This window comes from Novosphingobium arvoryzae (assembly GCF_014652615.1).
GTDB lineage: Bacteria > Pseudomonadota > Alphaproteobacteria > Sphingomonadales > Sphingomonadaceae > Novosphingobium > Novosphingobium arvoryzae.
In genome coordinates this window covers 286,683-302,400 of the sequence record NZ_BMZD01000003.1, presented here as the reverse complement: position 1 = coordinate 302,400, position 15,718 = coordinate 286,683, and the positions used below count along the sequence as shown (strand labels likewise).

The following is a 15,718-nucleotide window of genomic DNA, read 5'->3' as shown; positions in this document are numbered from 1 at the left end:
GGACGAAGCGCATTCAATCGCCGTTCAGTGGCGGGAAACTAGTGCGGCGGACAGTTGCCAAAGGGCCCGTTTCCCGCCACTAGCACTGCCGGAAGTTTTGCCCCGGCTGCTTGCGGAAAAGGGTCCACAAGGCCGGTTGCCCAAGGAGAGTACTGCCCATGATCCGCACCTCGTTCCTGACCCGTCCCGCCTATGCGCTCGCGCTGGGTCTGGCGACCGTGGCCGGTGCCGGTCTGATCGCCAATCCGGCGATGGCCGAGGAAAAGAAGGACAAGAAGAAGAAGGACGAAAAGCAGGCCAAGCTTGCGCCGTCCAAGGCCTTCACGCCCGTGTACATCGCTACCCGCGACACCATCGACAAGGCGGGCAAGCGCCCCGACGTGGTCGCTGCCAAGGCCAACGTGACCACCATGGAAAGCGCCTATCGCGCCGCGCAGGGCCGCTCGGCCCGCGAAGCCGCCAAGGCCGCCTATGACAAGTCGGTCGCCGACCTCGGCAACCTGCTGGCCGCGGAAAAGGCCGTGGTCGCCGATGCCTTCACCAAGGTGCAGATCGAGGATGACCGCCTGTTCGCCGGCCAGTTCGCGCTGGACCTTGGCAACATCGCGCTCGACAAGGGGCTGCAGCGTCAGGGTCTCGACGCGATGCTGGCCAGCGGCAAGCTGCCGGCCGCCAACGTCCCGAAGTACTACTACTTCGTCGGCGGCCTGGCCTATGACCTCAAGGATTACGCCGGTGCGGCCACCGCGCTGCAGTCGGCCATTGCCAACGGCTACACCGATGCCAGCGCCAAGACGCTGCTGGCCGAAGCCCAGTACAACGGCGGCCAGCGCGCCGAGGGCCTGGCCACGCTGAAGGCGCTGGTGCAGGAAACCAAGGCCGCCGGCCAGCCGGTTCCGGCCGAGTGGCTCGATCGCGGTGTGCAGATGTCGTACTCGGCCAAGCTGGCCGCGGAATCGATGGAATGGGCGACCCTGCGCCTCGACAGCTATCCGGGTGAGTTCAACTGGATCAGCGCCGCGCAGATCGTGCGCGAAAAGGCCAACTACGGCTCGAACGACGCGATCGACGTGTCGCGCCTGCTCGACCGCGCGGGTGCGCTGAAGAGCAACACCCAGTCGGCCCAGCGCGAATACATCGAATACCTGCAGTCGGCGGTCGGCAAGGCCGGCGTGCTGTTCCCGGGCGAAGTGGTTAAGGTGGTGAATCAGGGCCTGGCGGTGAAGGCGCTCGACGCGACCGATCCGTTCGTGCGTGACGCGCTGGCCGAAGCGCAGCGTCGCGTCGCTCCGGACAAGGCCACCCTGCCGGGGCTGGAAAAGGACGCCCGCGCCGCCAACGCCACCGCGCGCACGGCCATGATCGCGGCTGACACCTTCCTCAGCTATGACATGAACGAGAAGGCGGCGGACCTCTACGCGATCGCGCTGGCCAAGCCGGGCGTCGATGCCGCTGCCGCCAACCTGCGCCTGGGCATCGCCCTGCTGGCCCAGGGCAAGTCTGCCGAAGCGCAGGCTGCCTTTGCCAAGGTCGATGGTCCGCGCGCACCGCTGGCCAAGCTGTGGGCGGTCCTCGCCTCTGGCAAGGTGGTCAACGGCGCCTGATCGGGCGGGTTACCGGTTGAAATGCGAAGGGCGGCAGGAAACTGCCGCCCTTTTGCGTTGGTGGTGCTGGGTGACGGGATCGCAAAAACGAACCGCGACGATCAGCTCACCGGACCGAAATCGCCGGTTTCCTCGTCCAGCACGTGGAGCACGCCATCGCTGATGGCGAAGAACGCGCCGCGCAGTTTCAGCTCGCCGTCGCGTTCCTTGCGGCGGATGCAGGGGAAGGTGCGCAGGTTCTGGATCGACACGCGAACGCCGGCCTGTTCCATGGCGCGTTCGGCCACGCGGCCTTCGGTGCCGTGCTGGGCGATCACCGGTTCGCGCGCTTCGTCGAGCAGGGCGATCCAATCGGCAATGAAGCCGCCTTCGCCGGGTTCGGTGCCATGTAGTTCGCGCGTCAACGCGGCCTTGCAGCCGCCGCACATGCCGTGGCCCATCACCACGATTTCCTTGACCTTCAGCACCTGCACCGCGAATTCCAGCGCGGCGGACACGCCGTGGTGGCCGGGGGTCGTCTCGAACGGGGGAACCATCGCGGCGACGTTGCGCACCACGAAGATCTCGCCCGGATCGACATCGAAGATCTGGGCCGGGTCAACGCGGCTGTCGCTGCACGCAATGACCATCACTTCGGGCTGCTGCCCGTCGCGCAGAGTGGCCCAGCGCTCCCGATTCGGGCTCCAGCCGGTTTCGCGGAAGCGGCGGTATCCGGCGATCAGGCGGTCGAGTTCGGGGGAGTAGCTGTCAGTCATGCGGTCCCCATGCCGTTCCAGATTGCCTCTGGCAAGTGCGGGGGCAAGCGCCTAAGTGGGCGCCATGAACGACATGACGAACGCGCCCGCTCCCACTGGCGAGTCGGTTGCCCGCCCCGAACGCCAGCGCAAGCCGGACTGGATCCGGGTCAAGGCCCCGACCAGCAAGGGCTATGGCGAGACCCGCCAGCTGATGCGCGGCCTGGGGCTCAACACCGTGTGCGAAGAAGCGGCCTGCCCCAACATCGGGGAATGCTGGACCAAGAAGCACGCGACGGTGATGATCCTGGGCGATGTCTGCACCCGCGCCTGCGCGTTCTGCAACGTCAAGACCGGGATGCCGCGCAAGGTCGATCCGCTGGAGCCGGAAAACGTCGCCACGGCGGCGGCCAAGCTGGGGCTGGAACACATCGTCATCACCTCGGTCGACCGCGATGACCTGCCGGACGGCGGAGCGGGGCAGTTCGTGAAGGTGATCGAGGCGCTGCGCCGCACCACGCCGCAGACCACCATCGAAATCCTGACGCCGGACTTTCGCGGCAAGATGCAGGCGGCGGTGGAAGCCATCGTCGCGGCGGGGCCGGACGTTTACAATCACAATCTCGAAACCGTCCCGCGGCTCTATCCCACGATCCGCCCCGGCGCGCGCTATTACGCCTCGCTGCGGCTGCTGGAAGAGGTGAAGCGCCACAACCCGCTGATCTTCACCAAGTCCGGCGTGATGCTAGGGCTGGGCGAGGAGCGACTGGAAGTCCACCAGGTGATGGACGACATGCGCAGCGCCGGGATCGATTTCCTGACCATGGGGCAATACCTGCAACCCACGCCCAAGCACGCCAAGGTGATCGATTTCGTCACCCCGCAAGCGTTCAGCGCCTATGGCGCGATTGCGCGGGCCAAGGGCTTCCTGCAAGTCGCGGCGACCCCGCTGACCCGGTCCAGCTATCACGCGGGCGACGATTTCCGCGAAATGCGCGCCGCGCGGGAAGCGCAGCTCGCCAAGGCCGCACAACGCGGCTGATGCCGGGGATCAGCGAAACCCGCCGCCTGCCCTATAGCGCGGACCAGATGTTCGCCCTGGTGGCGGACGTCGCCCGTTACGGCGAATTCCTGCCGTGGGTGGTGGCGACGCGGGTGAAGTCCGACAGCGAAACGGAAATGGTTGCCGACATGCTGGTCGGCTTCAAGGCGCTGCGCGAAAAGTTCACCTCGCGCGTGGTCAAGGAGCGTCCGCGCCGGATCAAGGTGCACTACGTCGACGGGCCGATGCGCGATCTGGACAACGTGTGGGAGTTTCGCGACGTCGAGGGCGGCGGGTGCGAGGTGGACTTCCACGTGTCGTTCACGTTCCGCAACGCCATGTTCGAACGGCTGGCCGGGCAGTATTTCGACCGCGCGTTCCGCAAGATGGTCGGCGCGTTCGAGGAACGGGCCGAGCAGCTTTACGGCAGCAGCAGTTCGAGCGCGACCAGCGCGGCCTGATGGCGCACGCCGTCGCGGTCGGCGCCTTCGAACAGACGCTCCTCGGCCAGGGCGTCTTCCTCATCCTGTCCGCGAATCGCGCGGGCGAAAACCACGGTTCCAACGGGCTTTTGCGCTGATCCGCCGTCCGGGCCGGCAATTCCGCTGATCGCCACGGCCACGTCGGCCCGGCTGCGCTTCAGCGCGCCTTGCGCCATGGCCCATGCGCAGGCGATGGAAACGGCCCCGAAGGTGTCGATGATGTCCACCGGCACGCCCAGCAGTTCCTGCTTGGCCTCGTTCGAATAGGTGACCATGCCCCGGTCGAGCACGGCCGAGGACCCCGCGATTTCGGTCAGCGCGGCAGCAACGAGGCCGCCGGTGCAGCTCTCCGCGAGCGCGACTGTGCGGCCCGCCGCCCGGTTTTCCGCGATCACGCGCGCCGCGAGTTCGGCAATATCAGCGGGGAGAATCGACATTTCAGCACCTGGAATTGAATTCGGCCGCGCGCTTGCACCGCTTTTGCGGTGGAATCCATAGCGGAAACGCCAATGGCCGATCGGTTAGTCGCGCAGCAGGGTCGCCACGGCCTGCGCGGCCACCCCTTCGCCGCGCCCGGTGAAGCCCAGCCGTTCGGTCGTAGTGGCCTTGACGCTGACACTGCTGAGCGGCGCGTCCAGCAGTCCGGCCAGCCGCTGGCGCATCGCGGCGCGGTGCGGGCCGACCTTGGGCGCTTCGCAGATGATCGTCACATCGACGTTGCCGATCCGGTAGCCCTGCGTCGCCGCCAGTTTCACCGCATGGACCAGGAACCGGTCGGACGAGGCCCCGCGCCATTGCGGATCGCTGGGCGGGAAGTGACTGCCGATATCGCCATCGCCAATCGCCCCCAGGATCGCATCGACCAGCGCGTGGATCGCCACGTCGGCATCCGAATGCCCGGCCAGCCCGTGGGTGTGATCGATCCGCACCCCGCACAACCACATTTCCTCGCCCTCGGCCAGCCGGTGGACGTCGAACCCGGTGCCGACCCGCATCGGCGGCAGATCGGCGGCGAAATCGGCGGCATAGGTCAGTTTGTGCAAGGCTTCGTCTCCATCGACCAGCGCCACGGCCAGTCCGCCCGCGCGGGCGACTTGTGCATCGTCACCGGCTGTGTCCGCGCCGCGCCAGCCGCGATGCGCTGCCAGGATATCGGCATAGCGGAACGCCTGCGGGGTCTGGACCCGGCGCAATTCCTCCCGCGCGGCAGGGGCGCCCATCACCGCGCCATCCGCACCGCACAGGCTGTCCACCACCGGCAGCACCGGGATGGCGCCGGGCTGAGCCGCCAGCGCGCTCACCAGCCGGTCGATCACCGCGCGGGGCAGAACGGGGCGGGCGGCATCATGGATCAGCACCGCGCCGGGGGCAGCATCCGCCAGGGCCTCAAGCGCGCGGCGCACCGATTCCTGCCGGGTCGCGCCGCCCGTTATCAGCCGCACGCCGGCAATGCCTGCCAGGGCCGCTCCGGCAACGTCGTGTGCGCCATCGGGAATGGCGACCACGATCGGGCTGATCCCGGCGGCGGCCAGCGTTTCGGCAGAGTGGCGCACCACCGGCTTGCCGCGCCACCGGGCGAATTGCTTGGGCACTGGCTGGCCCGCGCGCAGGCCCGCACCGGCCGCGACGATCACGGCGGCAACATCGTTCAGGGGAGGCGTCTGGTCTGTCATGCTGGCGTTGCGGGTAAAGCCTTGCCGAGCGCGCGGCAATTCCCTATGTGCTGCCCAAATTTTAGGCACGCCCCGCAATGACCACGCTTCCCGTTCCGCCCAGCCTCTCGCCGATCCAGGTCGGCCCGGTCCAGATCGACTGCCCGGTGATCCTCGCCCCGATGACCGGGGTTACCGATCTGCCGTTCCGCCGCCTCGTGCGCCGGTTCGGCTCCGGCCTCAACGTGACCGAAATGATCGCCAGCCCCGCCGCGATCCGCGAAACCCGCCAGTCGGTGCAGAAGGCGGCATGGGACCCGGCGGAAGAGCCGGTCTCGATGCAGCTGGTCGGCTGCGTGCCCGAACAGATGGCCGAAGCCGCCAAGCTGTCGGAAGATCGCGGCGCGGCGATCATCGACATCAACATGGGCTGCCCGGTGCGCAAGATCGTGAACGGCGATGCCGGATCGGCGCTGATGCGCGACCTGCCGCTGGCCACCCGCCTGATCGAGGCGACCGTGAAGGCGGTCAAGGTGCCGGTCACGGTCAAGATGCGGATGGGCTGGTGTCATGACAGCCTGAACGCCCCGGAACTCGCCCGGATTGCCGAAGACCTTGGCGCGAAGATGGTGACCGTTCACGGACGCACCCGCAACCAGCTCTACAAGGGCAGCGCCGACTGGGCCTTCGTTCGCCGGGTGAAGGAAGCCGTCTCGATCCCGGTGATCGTCAATGGCGACATCTGCGGGGTGGAGGACACCGCCACCGCGCTGGAACAGAGCGGCGCGGACGGGGTGATGATCGGGCGCGGGGCCTATGGCAAGCCATGGCTGCTGGCGCAGGTGATGCACTGGCTCAAGACCGGGCAGGAACTCGCCGATCCGACGCTGGACCAGCAGCTCGACCTGATCCTCGAACACTACCAGTGGATGCTGGACCTCTATGGCGAGGATACCGGCGTGCGCATGGCCCGCAAGCATCTGGGCTGGTACACGCGCGGGCTGCACGGCTCGGCCAATTTCCGCAACGGCGTGAACTTCATCGACGATCCGCAGGCCGTGATGCAGGCGCTGCGCGATTTCTACGACCCGTTCCTGGAACGCGCCGCCCTGCAACGCGCGGCGGCATGATGGCAGACGCGCAGCGGCAGCTTTCCAGCCTGTCGCTGGCCGTGGTCGTGCTGGCCCCGGGGCAGCGGATCGCGGCGGCCAATCCGGCGGCGGAACAGTTTCTGGGGCAGAGCCTGCGCCGCTTGGAGGGGCGTCCGCTGACGGAGCTCCTGCGGTTCGAGGAACCGCGTCTGGCCGCCCGCCTGCTGGAAACCGACGCGCAAGTGTCGGCCCGCGCGACCAGCGTGATCGTGCCGGGGCAGGGGCCGCGGCGGCTTGACGTCACGGCCGCGCCCCTGATCGACCAGCCGGGCTGGCAGGTGCTGACGCTCAACGACATCAGCGGCGCCCAGTCGATGAGCGACGATCCCCGCGCGGGCGAGGACAGCGTGCTGCGCGCGCCCGACATCCTGGCGCATGAGATCAAGAACCCGCTGGCGGGCATCCGCGGCGCGGCGCAGCTGCTGGGCCGCAAGGTGCAGGGCGGCGACCTGGCGCTGACCGGGCTGATCGCGGACGAGGTGGACCGCATCGCCAAGCTGATCGACCAGATGCAGTCGCTGTCGCGCCGCACGCCGCAGCCGGTGACGCCGTGCAACCTCCACGAAGCTGTCCGCCGCGCCCGCGCGGTGATCGAGGCCGGGGGCGGCGCGCCGCAGATCATCGAGGAGTTCGACCCCTCGCTGCCGCCGGTGCTGGGCAATCCCGATGCGCTGGTGCAAGTGCTGATCAACCTGATCGCCAACGCGGTCGACGCTTGCCGGGGGGCGAGCCTGCCGAACGTCATCATCCGCACCCGTTTTGCCAGCGGGCTGCAATTGCACGCGGGCGAGGATGGCAAGCCGGTGCGCCTGCCGATCGAGCTGCGCGTGTCAGACAACGGCCCCGGCATCGATCCGGCCATGCGCGAACACGTGTTCGAACCGTTCGTGACGACCAAGAAGAGCGGGCAGGGCCTTGGCCTTGCGCTGGTGCGGCGGCTGGTGCGCGACATGAACGGGCGGATCGGCCACGACCGCGACGAGGCGGGTGGCTGGACCCATTTCCGCGTGCATCTGCCAATGGCGGTGGAGCGGCGCGGCGACAGGCGCGGCGATGCAGCCGCAGGAGAACAGGCATGACCGTGCTGCTGGTCGAGGACGATCCCTCGATCTCGATCGTGATCACCGCCGCGCTGGAAGCCGAAGGGTTTGCCGTAACCCGCTGCGACAGCATTGCCGACCGGGACCGGCTGCTCGCCAACCAGCCGTTCGAGGCGCTGGTGACGGATGTCATGCTGACCGACGGTGACGGGATCGAGACGATTGGCCGGGTGCGCCAACTCGCGCCGGACATGCCGGTCATCATCCTGTCGGCGCAGAACACGCTCGATACCGCGGTGCGCGCCAGCGATACCGGGGCGTTCGAATATTTCCCCAAACCGTTCGACATCGACGAGCTGGCCCGCACGGTCCGGCAGGCCGTGGGCAGCAGCGCGGCGCGCACCGGTCCGGACGAGGAAGCCCCCGTGGCCGGGCTGCCTCTGGTCGGGCGCAGCGCGGCGATGCAGGCGGTGTACCGGATGATCACGCGCGTCCTGCGCAACGACCTGACCGTGCTGGTGCTGGGCGAAAGCGGCACCGGCAAGGAACTGGTGGCCGAGGCGATCCACCAGCTGGGCCATCGCCGCGCCGGGCCGTTCATCGCGGTCAACACGGCCGCGATTCCCGCCGAGCTGATCGAGAGCGAGCTGTTCGGGCATGAAAAGGGCGCCTTCACCGGCGCGGTCGCGCGCTCCATCGGCAAGTTCGAGCAGGCCAATGGCGGCACGCTGTTCCTCGACGAAATCGGCGACATGCCGATGCAGGCCCAGACCCGGCTGCTGCGCGCGCTGCAATCGGGCACCATTCATCGGGTCGGCGGGCGCGAGGAGATCAAGGTCGACGCGCGGATCATCGCCGCGACCAACCGCGACCTCGAGCCGATGATCGCGGCGGGAACCTTCCGCGAAGATTTGTTCTACCGGCTCAACGTGGTGCCGATCACCCTGCCGCCGCTGCGTGAACGCGCCGATGACGTGCCCGCGCTGGCCCGGCACTTCCTGCAACTGGCGATGAGCGAGGGGCTCCCCCGCCACCAGCTGGCGGCCGATGCGGCAGAGCTGCTGTCGCGCCAGCCGTGGCGCGGCAACGTGCGGGAACTGCGCAACTTCATCTACCGGCTTGCCCTGCTGGCGCGCGAGGAGCTGATCGATGCGGAGAGCGTCGCTCCGCTGCTGGCGCAAACCGCACGCAACGAGGGCGAGGCGATCGGTTCCGGTCTGGACGGGGCGGTGACGGACTGGCTGGCCACCCACCGGCCCTCCGCCGGTAACGTCTATGACGCGGCGCTGGCGGCGTTCGAGCGACCGTTGTTCCTGCACGCCCTGCGCGAGACGGCGGGCAACCAGCTGCGCGCGGCGCAATTGCTGGGGATCAACCGCAACACCCTGCGCAAGCGGCTGCACGAACTCGACATCGATCCGGCGGATCTGCATCGTTTGTCGTAAGCTGGCGACGTTCTGGCGGAATGCGCCTTGCATTCCTGCAACAGTAGTGTTGTAACAGCGCAACGATGGATGCCGTGCGCAACCTTTCCGACAGGAACCGGGCCTGGCCGCGCTGGTGGCGGCGGGTGCAGATTGCCGCGCGCCGCGCCAACTTCTTCGCGATCATGGAAATTGCCTCGGTCCTCGGTTTTCTGCTGATGACCGGGCTGACCTGGTATCTCGTCGCCGCGCAGGCCAAGCGCGGGCAGATGATGCCGACCGAGCTGACCGCCACCCTGCTGGTCGGCACGCTGGTTCCGGCGATGGCGATCCTGGTGCTGCTGGGGCGCCGCCTGGCGCTGCAGCGCGCGGCCGCGAACAAGGGCGGGGCAGGGCAGCTCCACGTCCGCCTGGTGTTCTTCTTTTCGCTGATTTCCGCCATTCCGACGCTGCTGGTGGTGATCTTTGCCTCGTGGCTGTTCCAGTACGGCGTGGAATTCTGGTTCTCCGACAACTCGCGCGGATTGCTGGAAAACGCGAACAAGCTGGCGCGCGGCTATTACGAACAGACGCAGCGCGACATGGAGTATGAATCGCTCGCCATGGCGGGGGATCTGCGGGACTTCCTCAGCCAGGAGTCGCTCGGCAGCCCGGCGTTTCCGGAATACTATTCATATCAGGTGGTGCACCGGAAGATCAACGAATCCACCATCCTGCAAAAGGGCAACGACGGCATCCTGCGCAAGGCGGCGTTCGCGCGCGGCGACAACCCCCTGTCCGAGCAGGTTTCCGCCGACATCCTGCGCAAGCTGGACAGCGGCGTGGCCATCGTCACCAGCGCCAAGGCGGACCGGATCGAGGCAGTCACGCCGATCGACCAGCGCGCCGGGATCTATCTCTACACCGCCCGCAAGTCCGATCTGCTGGCCTTCAGCCAGGGCAAGCGCGCGCAGAACATCGTGCTGGCCTATGACGTGCTGACCAAGCGGGCGCGGGTGCTGCAGCTGCAGATCAACGTCGCGCTGTTCGCGGCTTCGCTGGCGCTGGTCGGCCTGTCGATCTGGTTCGCGCTGCGCTTTGCCGACCGGCAGGTGAAGCCGCTCTATGACCTGGTCGATGCCGCGCGCGAGGTGGGGGCGGGCAACTTCTCCATGCGTGTCGAAGGACGCACCGGGGCGGACGAGGTCGGCCTGCTCAACCGTGCGTTCAACCGCATGACCCAGCAACTGGAGCGCCAGACCCAGGCGCTGGTTGGCGCGAACCAGCAACTGGATGAACGCCGCGCCTTTATCGAGGCGGTGCTGGAATCGGTCACGGCCGGGGTCATTTCCACCAGCAACGCGGGCGAGATCCTGCTGATGAACGGGTCCGCGCAGAAGCTGCTGCTGGAACCCGGCGCGCCCGCGCCGATCGGCGCGCGGCTGGCGGATGTTGCCGCACCGATCGCGCAGCTGATCGACAGCGGCAACAATGGCGGCATTGTCCAATATTCCAAGGGGCCGGAGCTGCTAACCCTCGCGGTCAAGGCAACGCGCGAGCAATCCGGCCACGTGATCACGTTCGAGGACATCACCCGCCAGCTGATCGACCAGCGTCAGGCCGCGTGGTCGGACGTGGCGCGGCGCATCGCGCACGAAATCAAGAACCCGCTCACCCCGATCCAGCTGGCGACCGAACGGCTGAAGCGGCGCTATCGCAAGCTGATTACCGCCGACGGCGAACTGTTTGACGAGTTGACCAACACGATCATCCGGCAGGTCGGCGACTTGCGCAAGATGGTCGACGAATTCTCGTCCTTCGCGCGGCTGCCCAAGCCGGTGTTCCGGGGCGAGGATCTGGTCGATCTGGCCCGGCAGGCCCTGTTCCTGCAGGAAGTGGCCCGGCCGGAAATCAACTTCACCTTCAACGCCGATACCGGCATCGGCATCATTGCGTGCGACCGGCACCAGGTGGGCCAGGCGCTGACCAACGTGCTGAAGAACGCGACCGAAGCCATCGAGGCCCGGCAGAAGGGCGCCGATGCGGACTATCGCGGGCGCATCCGCGTGACGCTGCGCAATGCGGGAGACAGCGTCGTGGTGACCGTGGCTGACAATGGCATCGGCCTGCCGCAGGACCGCGAACGGATCGTCGAGCCGTATGTCACCACGCGGGAAAAGGGTACGGGCCTCGGCCTCGCCATCGTCAACAAGATCGTCGAGGAACACGGCGGCGACATGACCTTTGCGCCGGGCGATCCGGACGGAACAATCGTGACCATGCGTTTCGCACGCGACCCGCTGGGAGAGCGGCGGTCGAGCGAAGCGGCTGAATAGATGCGGGAAAACTGAATATGGCGCTCGATATCCTGATCGTTGATGACGAACGCGACATCCGCGATCTGGTGGCTGGCGTGCTCAGCGACGAAGGCTATGAATGCCGCACGGCGGGCGACAGCACTACCGCGCTGGACATGATCGACCAGCGCCGGCCCAGCCTGGTCCTGCTGGACGTCTGGCTGCACGGCAGCCCGATGGACGGGCTGGAAGTGCTGGACGCGATCAAGCAGCGCGAACCGGAACTGCCGGTGATCATCTTCTCCGGCCACGGCAATATCGACACCGCGGTATCCGCGATCGGGCGCGGGGCGATGGACTTCATCGAAAAGCCGTTCGAGGCGGAGCGGCTGCTGCTGCTGGTCGCCCGGGCGACCGAGACCGAGCGCCTGCGCCGCGAAAACGCCCGGCTGCGCGAAGGGTTCGTCACGTCCGACGAATTCACCGGCAACAGCACCGCGATCAACCAGGTCCGCGCCACGCTGAAGCGGGTGTCCAACACCGGCAGCCGCCTGCTGATCTCCGGTCCGGCCGGGGCGGGCAAGGAAGTGGCCGCGCGGCTGCTCCACAGCTGGAGCCAGCGCACCGGCAATGCCTTCGTCACCGTCAATTCCGCCCGCATCACCCCCGAACGGTTCGAGCAGGAACTGTTCGGTGAGGAGCAGGGCGGCAAGCTGGTGCGCGCCGGCCTGCTGGAAATGGCCGATGGCGGCACGCTCTATCTCGACGAAGTGGCGGACATGCCGCTCTCCACCCAGGCGCGGATCCTGCGGGTGCTGACCGATCAGGCCTTCGTGCGGGTTGGCGGGCACCGCCAGATCCGGGTGGACGTGCGGGTGGTGTCGTCCACCGCGCGCGACCTGGAAAAGGAAATCGCCGAAAAGCGCTTCCGCGAGGACTTGTTCTACCGGCTCAACGTGGTTCCGGTGACGATCCCCTCGCTGGCCGAACGGCGCGAGGACATTCCGGCGCTGGTCGATCATTTCTTCGCCCGGTTTGCGTCCGACCAGGGGGTTGCCCCGCCGGAAGTCTCGGTCGAGGCGATGGCCGCGCTGCAAAGCTATGAATGGCCCGGCAACGTGCGCCAGCTGCGCAACGTGGTGGAGCGCACGATCATCCTGACCCCGCGCGAACGGCTCGACCGGATCGAGGCGGACATGCTCCCGCCGGAAATCCTGAACGGGCGGATCGCGGGCGATTCGGGCATTTCGGCGCTGATGGGCGTGCCCCTGCGCGAAGCGCGCGAGAACTTCGAGCGGGAATACCTGCGGGTGCAGATCCGCCGGTTTTCCGGGAACATCTCGCGCACGGCAGCCTTCATCGGGATGGAGCGGTCCGCGCTGCATCGCAAGCTCAAGCTGCTCGGCATGGTCGATCGGCGCGAGGACGAGGAGGATCTCGACGGGTGAGAAACCGCGGCTGATTCCGCGTTGCAGCATGGCCCGGTTCGGGTTACTCTAGGCTTTCGAATACCGGTTTGCGGGGATTTTCCGATCCGCGCAGCCAGAATGCGAACCGCACAAGCGGTCGCCAACAAGAAGGAGCTGAACCATGACTTCCCGTACGCTGACCGCGCGCCCGCGCCCGCCCAAGCCTGAACCTGAAATCGTCGAACCGGCCGAAGCTGCGCCCGTTCCGATCACCGGCGGCGCCAAGGGCCAGAACCTTCAGGACCAGTTCCTCAACCTGCTGCGCAAGAACAAGGTTCCCGTCACCATGTTCCTGGTGAAGGGCGTGAAGCTGCAGGGCATCGTTACCTGGTTCGACAATTTCTCGATCCTGCTGCGCCGCGATGGCCAGTCGCAGCTGGTCTACAAGCACGCCGTGTCCACGATCATGCCCAGCCAGCCGATTGACGCGGGCCAGTTCAGCAGCGCCGAAGGCGGCAAGAAAGTGCGCCTGTTGCAGGACGTGTTCCTGTCCAGCGTGCGCAGTTCGGGCGTGCAGGTGACGATGTTCCTGGTCAACGGCGTGATGCTGCAGGGCCGCGTGGCGGCTTATGACCTGTTCTGCATGCTGCTGGAGCGCGAAGGCTATGTCCAGCTGGCCTACAAGCATGCCGTTTCGACCATTCAGCCGCTGTCGCCGGTCGACCTGACCGGTGACTGGGACGGCGAGGAAGGCGACGCCTGACCCTCACGTTCGGAGAAGACCTCGAAGGCGAGGTTACGCGCGGTGCCCGTGCGGTGGTGGTCTATCCGGAATTCCGGGTACGCGGCGGCCACGGCACGGACACGGCCGCGCGGCTTGAAGAAGCGCGCGGGCTGGCGCTGGCCATCGGGCTCGAAGTGGTCGATGCCTTCGCGATCCCCATCCGCGAGGCGCGCGCAGGCACGCTGTTCGGGGAAGGGCAGATCCAGAACATCGACGTCGCCTGCAATCAGGGCGATGCGGAACTGGTGATCGTCGATGGTTCGCTGAGCGCGATCCAGCAGCGCAACCTGGAAGACAAGCTGAAGCGCAAGGTGATCGACCGGACCGGGCTGATCCTCGAAATCTTCGGGGAACGCGCGGCAACGGCCGAGGGGCGTCTGCAGGTCGAACTGGCGCACCTCGACTACCAGGCCGGCCGCCTTGTGCGCAGCTGGACCCACCTTGAGCGTCAGCGCGGCGGCTTCGGCTTCCTCGGCGGCCCCGGCGAAACCCAGATCGAGGCCGACCGCCGCCTGATCCGCGACCGGATGGCCAAACTGCGCAAGGAACTGGAACAGGTCCGCCGCACGCGCGGGCTGCACCGGTCGCGCCGCGAAAAGGCGCCCTGGCCGGTGATCGCGCTGGTGGGCTATACCAATGCGGGCAAGTCCACGCTGTTCAACCGGCTGACCGGGGCAGGGGTGATGGCGGAAGACCTGCTGTTCGCCACGCTTGACCCGACGATGCGCCGCATCCGCCTGCCGGGCGTGGAAAAGGCGATCCTGTCGGACACGGTGGGCTTCATTTCCGACCTGCCGACGCAGCTCGTCGCCGCGTTCCGCGCCACGCTGGAAGAAGTGACCGCCGCTGATGTGATCGTCCATGTCCGCGACATCGCCAATCCCGATACCCAGGCGCAGAAACGCCAGGTGCTCGACGTGCTGGCCGACCTTGGCCTGCTGGAAGCCGAGGGCGGCGAGCCGACGGTGCCGATCATCGAGGCGTGGAACAAGTGGGACCTGCTGCCACCCGACCGCGCCGAGGAACTGCGCGAGCAGATTGCCGCGCGCGGCGAAGAGGTGGTCGTGCCGCTGTCCGCGCTGACGGGCGAGGGTTGCGACGATCTGCTGGAAACGGTCGGGCGGCTGCTGACGGCGGGGGCCAAGGTTCACACTTTCGTGCTGCCGGTCAGCGATGGCCAGCGGCTGGCCTGGCTGCATGCCCACGGCGAGGTCCTGTCGGAAACCGAAGCCGGTGAGGATGAGCGCGGGCCGCTGCGCCGATTGCAGGTGCGGCTCGACCCGCGCGAGCTAGGGCGCTTTACCCGGCTCTGATGCCTTGACCGCATCCCACAGCGCGTCCTGCTGATTGAGTGTCAGGCTGGAAAACGCAGTGCCGCGGTCGGTCGCCAGTTGTTCCATCGCGCGAAACCGGCGTTCGAACTTGGCATTGGCTCCGCGCAGCGCGTCCTCCGGGGCAATGCCATAGGCGCGCACGACATTGACCGCCGCGAACAGCAGGTCGCCGGCCTCGTCCAGTCGTTCCGCATCTGTTTCGGCGGCGGCGAGTTCATCGAGTTCCTCGCGGACCTTGGCTGCCGGGGCTGCCACATCGGGCCAGTCGAAGCCCTGCCGCGCGGCCCGCTTCTGCAGCTTTTCCGCGCGCATCAGCGCCGGCAGGGCGAGGGCGACCCCATCGAGCGCGCTGGTTGCGCCCTTGGCCGCGCGTTCCTCGGCCTTGAGGCGTTCCCAGCGTTCTTCGCGTGCGTGGTCTTCGCCGGCAGCGTCACCAAAGATGTGCGGGTGGCGCGCTTCCATCTTGGCTCCGATCGTATCGGCCACGGCGGCGAAATCGAATGCGCCGAGTTCTTCGGCCATCCGCGCGTGAAACACGACTTGCAGCAGCAGGTCGCCGAGTTCTTCCTTGAGCGCGGCCAGATCGTTGCGCTCGATCGCGTCGGCAACTTCGTAGGCTTCCTCGATCGTGTACGGCGCGATGGTGGCGAAGGTTTGCGCGCGGTCCCAATCGCAACCGTGCTGCGGATCGCGCAGGCGGGCCATGATCCGGAGGAGGCGGTCGAGTGGCGGCATCGGTTCGGCGGCTCCGTTGGATTGATAATATATATTATGTTAAATGCTGGA

The 15,718-nt window shown here is 67.3% G+C and carries 14 protein-coding genes; 10 read left to right on the top strand and 4 right to left on the bottom strand.

Translation table 11 applies throughout. The features are described from left to right. Positions 1 to 158: 158 nt before the first annotated feature. On the top strand, positions 159 to 1,604 hold the full coding sequence (locus IE113_RS07980) for a hypothetical protein (RefSeq protein ID WP_189540224.1): 1,446 nt from the start codon (positions 159 to 161) through the stop codon (positions 1,602 to 1,604). A gap of 101 nt (positions 1,605 to 1,705) precedes the next feature. Here the strand turns inward: IE113_RS07980 and IE113_RS07975 are convergent, their stop codons facing one another. Then, positions 1,706 to 2,359: a carbonic anhydrase gene (locus IE113_RS07975; protein ID WP_189540222.1), complete on the bottom strand. Its 654-nt coding sequence runs from the start codon at positions 2,357 to 2,359 to the stop codon at positions 1,706 to 1,708. 73 nt (positions 2,360 to 2,432) lie between these two features. Here IE113_RS07975 and lipA point away from each other — a divergent pair, with 73 nt between their 5' ends. Both lipA and IE113_RS07965 read left to right on the top strand, forming a co-directional pair. Beyond that, positions 2,433 to 3,380 (top strand): lipoyl synthase, encoded by a 948-nt coding sequence (gene lipA / locus IE113_RS07970; RefSeq protein WP_373297858.1) that lies wholly within the window; start codon positions 2,433 to 2,435, stop codon positions 3,378 to 3,380. Further along, a complete protein-coding gene (locus IE113_RS07965; RefSeq protein ID WP_189540219.1) occupies positions 3,380 to 3,841 on the top strand; it encodes a type II toxin-antitoxin system RatA family toxin in 462 nt (153 codons plus the stop codon). The genes lipA and IE113_RS07965 overlap by 1 nt, the downstream gene beginning before the upstream one ends. On the opposite strand, the gene IE113_RS07960 is transcribed toward IE113_RS07965, so the two are convergent. Together IE113_RS07960 and IE113_RS07955 are read right to left on the bottom strand one after the other, a co-directional pair. Beyond that, positions 3,802 to 4,299 carry a CinA family protein gene (locus tag IE113_RS07960; RefSeq protein ID WP_189540217.1) on the bottom strand — a complete coding sequence of 166 codons (498 nt, stop codon included), beginning with the start codon at positions 4,297 to 4,299 and terminating at the stop codon, positions 3,802 to 3,804. The genes IE113_RS07965 and IE113_RS07960 overlap by 40 nt on opposite strands. 84 nt (positions 4,300 to 4,383) lie before the next feature. Next, positions 4,384 to 5,535 (bottom strand): bifunctional 2-C-methyl-D-erythritol 4-phosphate cytidylyltransferase/2-C-methyl-D-erythritol 2,4-cyclodiphosphate synthase, encoded by a 1,152-nt coding sequence (locus IE113_RS07955; RefSeq protein WP_189540215.1) that lies wholly within the window; start codon positions 5,533 to 5,535, stop codon positions 4,384 to 4,386. Between the two features lie 77 nt (positions 5,536 to 5,612). On the opposite strand from IE113_RS07955, the gene dusB reads away from it, so the two are divergent. From dusB to hflX, 7 genes are all read left to right on the top strand, one after another. Further along, positions 5,613 to 6,644 carry a tRNA dihydrouridine synthase DusB gene (gene dusB, locus IE113_RS07950; protein ID WP_189540213.1) on the top strand — a complete coding sequence of 344 codons (1,032 nt, stop codon included), beginning with the start codon at positions 5,613 to 5,615 and terminating at the stop codon, positions 6,642 to 6,644. Beyond that, a complete protein-coding gene (locus tag IE113_RS07945; RefSeq protein ID WP_229822204.1) occupies positions 6,644 to 7,744 on the top strand; it encodes a two-component system sensor histidine kinase NtrB in 1,101 nt (366 codons plus the stop codon). The genes dusB and IE113_RS07945 overlap by 1 nt, the downstream gene beginning before the upstream one ends. Beyond that, positions 7,741 to 9,150: a sigma 54-interacting transcriptional regulator gene (locus tag IE113_RS07940; protein WP_189540208.1), complete on the top strand. Its 1,410-nt coding sequence runs from the start codon at positions 7,741 to 7,743 to the stop codon at positions 9,148 to 9,150. The genes IE113_RS07945 and IE113_RS07940 overlap by 4 nt, the downstream gene beginning before the upstream one ends. A 65-nt stretch (positions 9,151 to 9,215) precedes the next feature. Beyond that, positions 9,216 to 11,444, top strand: a complete 2,229-nt coding sequence (locus IE113_RS07935; protein ID WP_189540206.1) for a sensor histidine kinase — start codon at positions 9,216 to 9,218, stop codon at positions 11,442 to 11,444. A 17-nt stretch (positions 11,445 to 11,461) separates the two neighbouring features. Next, complete coding sequence (ntrX, locus tag IE113_RS07930) at positions 11,462 to 12,853, top strand: nitrogen assimilation response regulator NtrX (RefSeq protein WP_189540204.1); 1,392 nt, start codon at positions 11,462 to 11,464, stop codon at positions 12,851 to 12,853. 142 nt (positions 12,854 to 12,995) lie between these two features. Beyond that, positions 12,996 to 13,577, top strand: a complete 582-nt coding sequence (gene hfq / locus IE113_RS07925) for an RNA chaperone Hfq (protein ID WP_189540203.1) — start codon at positions 12,996 to 12,998, stop codon at positions 13,575 to 13,577. Between the two features lie 53 nt (positions 13,578 to 13,630). Beyond that, positions 13,631 to 14,911, top strand: coding sequence for a GTPase HflX (gene hflX, locus IE113_RS07920; protein ID WP_189540201.1), 1,281 nt, complete (start codon positions 13,631 to 13,633; stop codon positions 14,909 to 14,911). On the opposite strand, the gene mazG is transcribed toward hflX, so the two are convergent. Continuing rightward, a complete protein-coding gene (gene mazG, locus IE113_RS07915; protein ID WP_189540198.1) occupies positions 14,888 to 15,667 on the bottom strand; it encodes a nucleoside triphosphate pyrophosphohydrolase in 780 nt (259 codons plus the stop codon). The two genes, hflX and mazG, sit on opposite strands and share 24 nt — an antisense overlap. Between the last annotated feature and the right edge of the window lie 51 nt (positions 15,668 to 15,718).

Excerpts from the sequence above, each read along its gene's own strand:
- IE113_RS07980 (WP_189540224.1), top strand. The coding sequence starts at position 159 with ATGATCCGCACCTCGTTCCTGACCCGTCCCGCCTATGCGCTCGCGCTG.
- IE113_RS07975 (WP_189540222.1), bottom strand. The coding sequence starts at position 2,359 with ATGACTGACAGCTACTCCCCCGAACTCGACCGCCTGATCGCCGGATAC.
- lipA (WP_373297858.1), top strand. The coding sequence starts at position 2,433 with ATGACGAACGCGCCCGCTCCCACTGGCGAGTCGGTTGCCCGCCCCGAA.
- IE113_RS07965 (WP_189540219.1), top strand. The coding sequence starts at position 3,380 with ATGCCGGGGATCAGCGAAACCCGCCGCCTGCCCTATAGCGCGGACCAG.
- IE113_RS07960 (WP_189540217.1), bottom strand. The coding sequence starts at position 4,299 with ATGTCGATTCTCCCCGCTGATATTGCCGAACTCGCGGCGCGCGTGATC.
- IE113_RS07955 (WP_189540215.1), bottom strand. The coding sequence starts at position 5,535 with ATGACAGACCAGACGCCTCCCCTGAACGATGTTGCCGCCGTGATCGTC.
- dusB (WP_189540213.1), top strand. The coding sequence starts at position 5,613 with ATGACCACGCTTCCCGTTCCGCCCAGCCTCTCGCCGATCCAGGTCGGC.
- IE113_RS07945 (WP_229822204.1), top strand. The coding sequence starts at position 6,644 with ATGGCAGACGCGCAGCGGCAGCTTTCCAGCCTGTCGCTGGCCGTGGTC.
- IE113_RS07940 (WP_189540208.1), top strand. The coding sequence starts at position 7,741 with ATGACCGTGCTGCTGGTCGAGGACGATCCCTCGATCTCGATCGTGATC.
- IE113_RS07935 (WP_189540206.1), top strand. The coding sequence starts at position 9,216 with ATGGATGCCGTGCGCAACCTTTCCGACAGGAACCGGGCCTGGCCGCGC.
- ntrX (WP_189540204.1), top strand. The coding sequence starts at position 11,462 with ATGGCGCTCGATATCCTGATCGTTGATGACGAACGCGACATCCGCGAT.
- hfq (WP_189540203.1), top strand. The coding sequence starts at position 12,996 with ATGACTTCCCGTACGCTGACCGCGCGCCCGCGCCCGCCCAAGCCTGAA.
- mazG (WP_189540198.1), bottom strand. The coding sequence starts at position 15,667 with ATGCCGCCACTCGACCGCCTCCTCCGGATCATGGCCCGCCTGCGCGAT.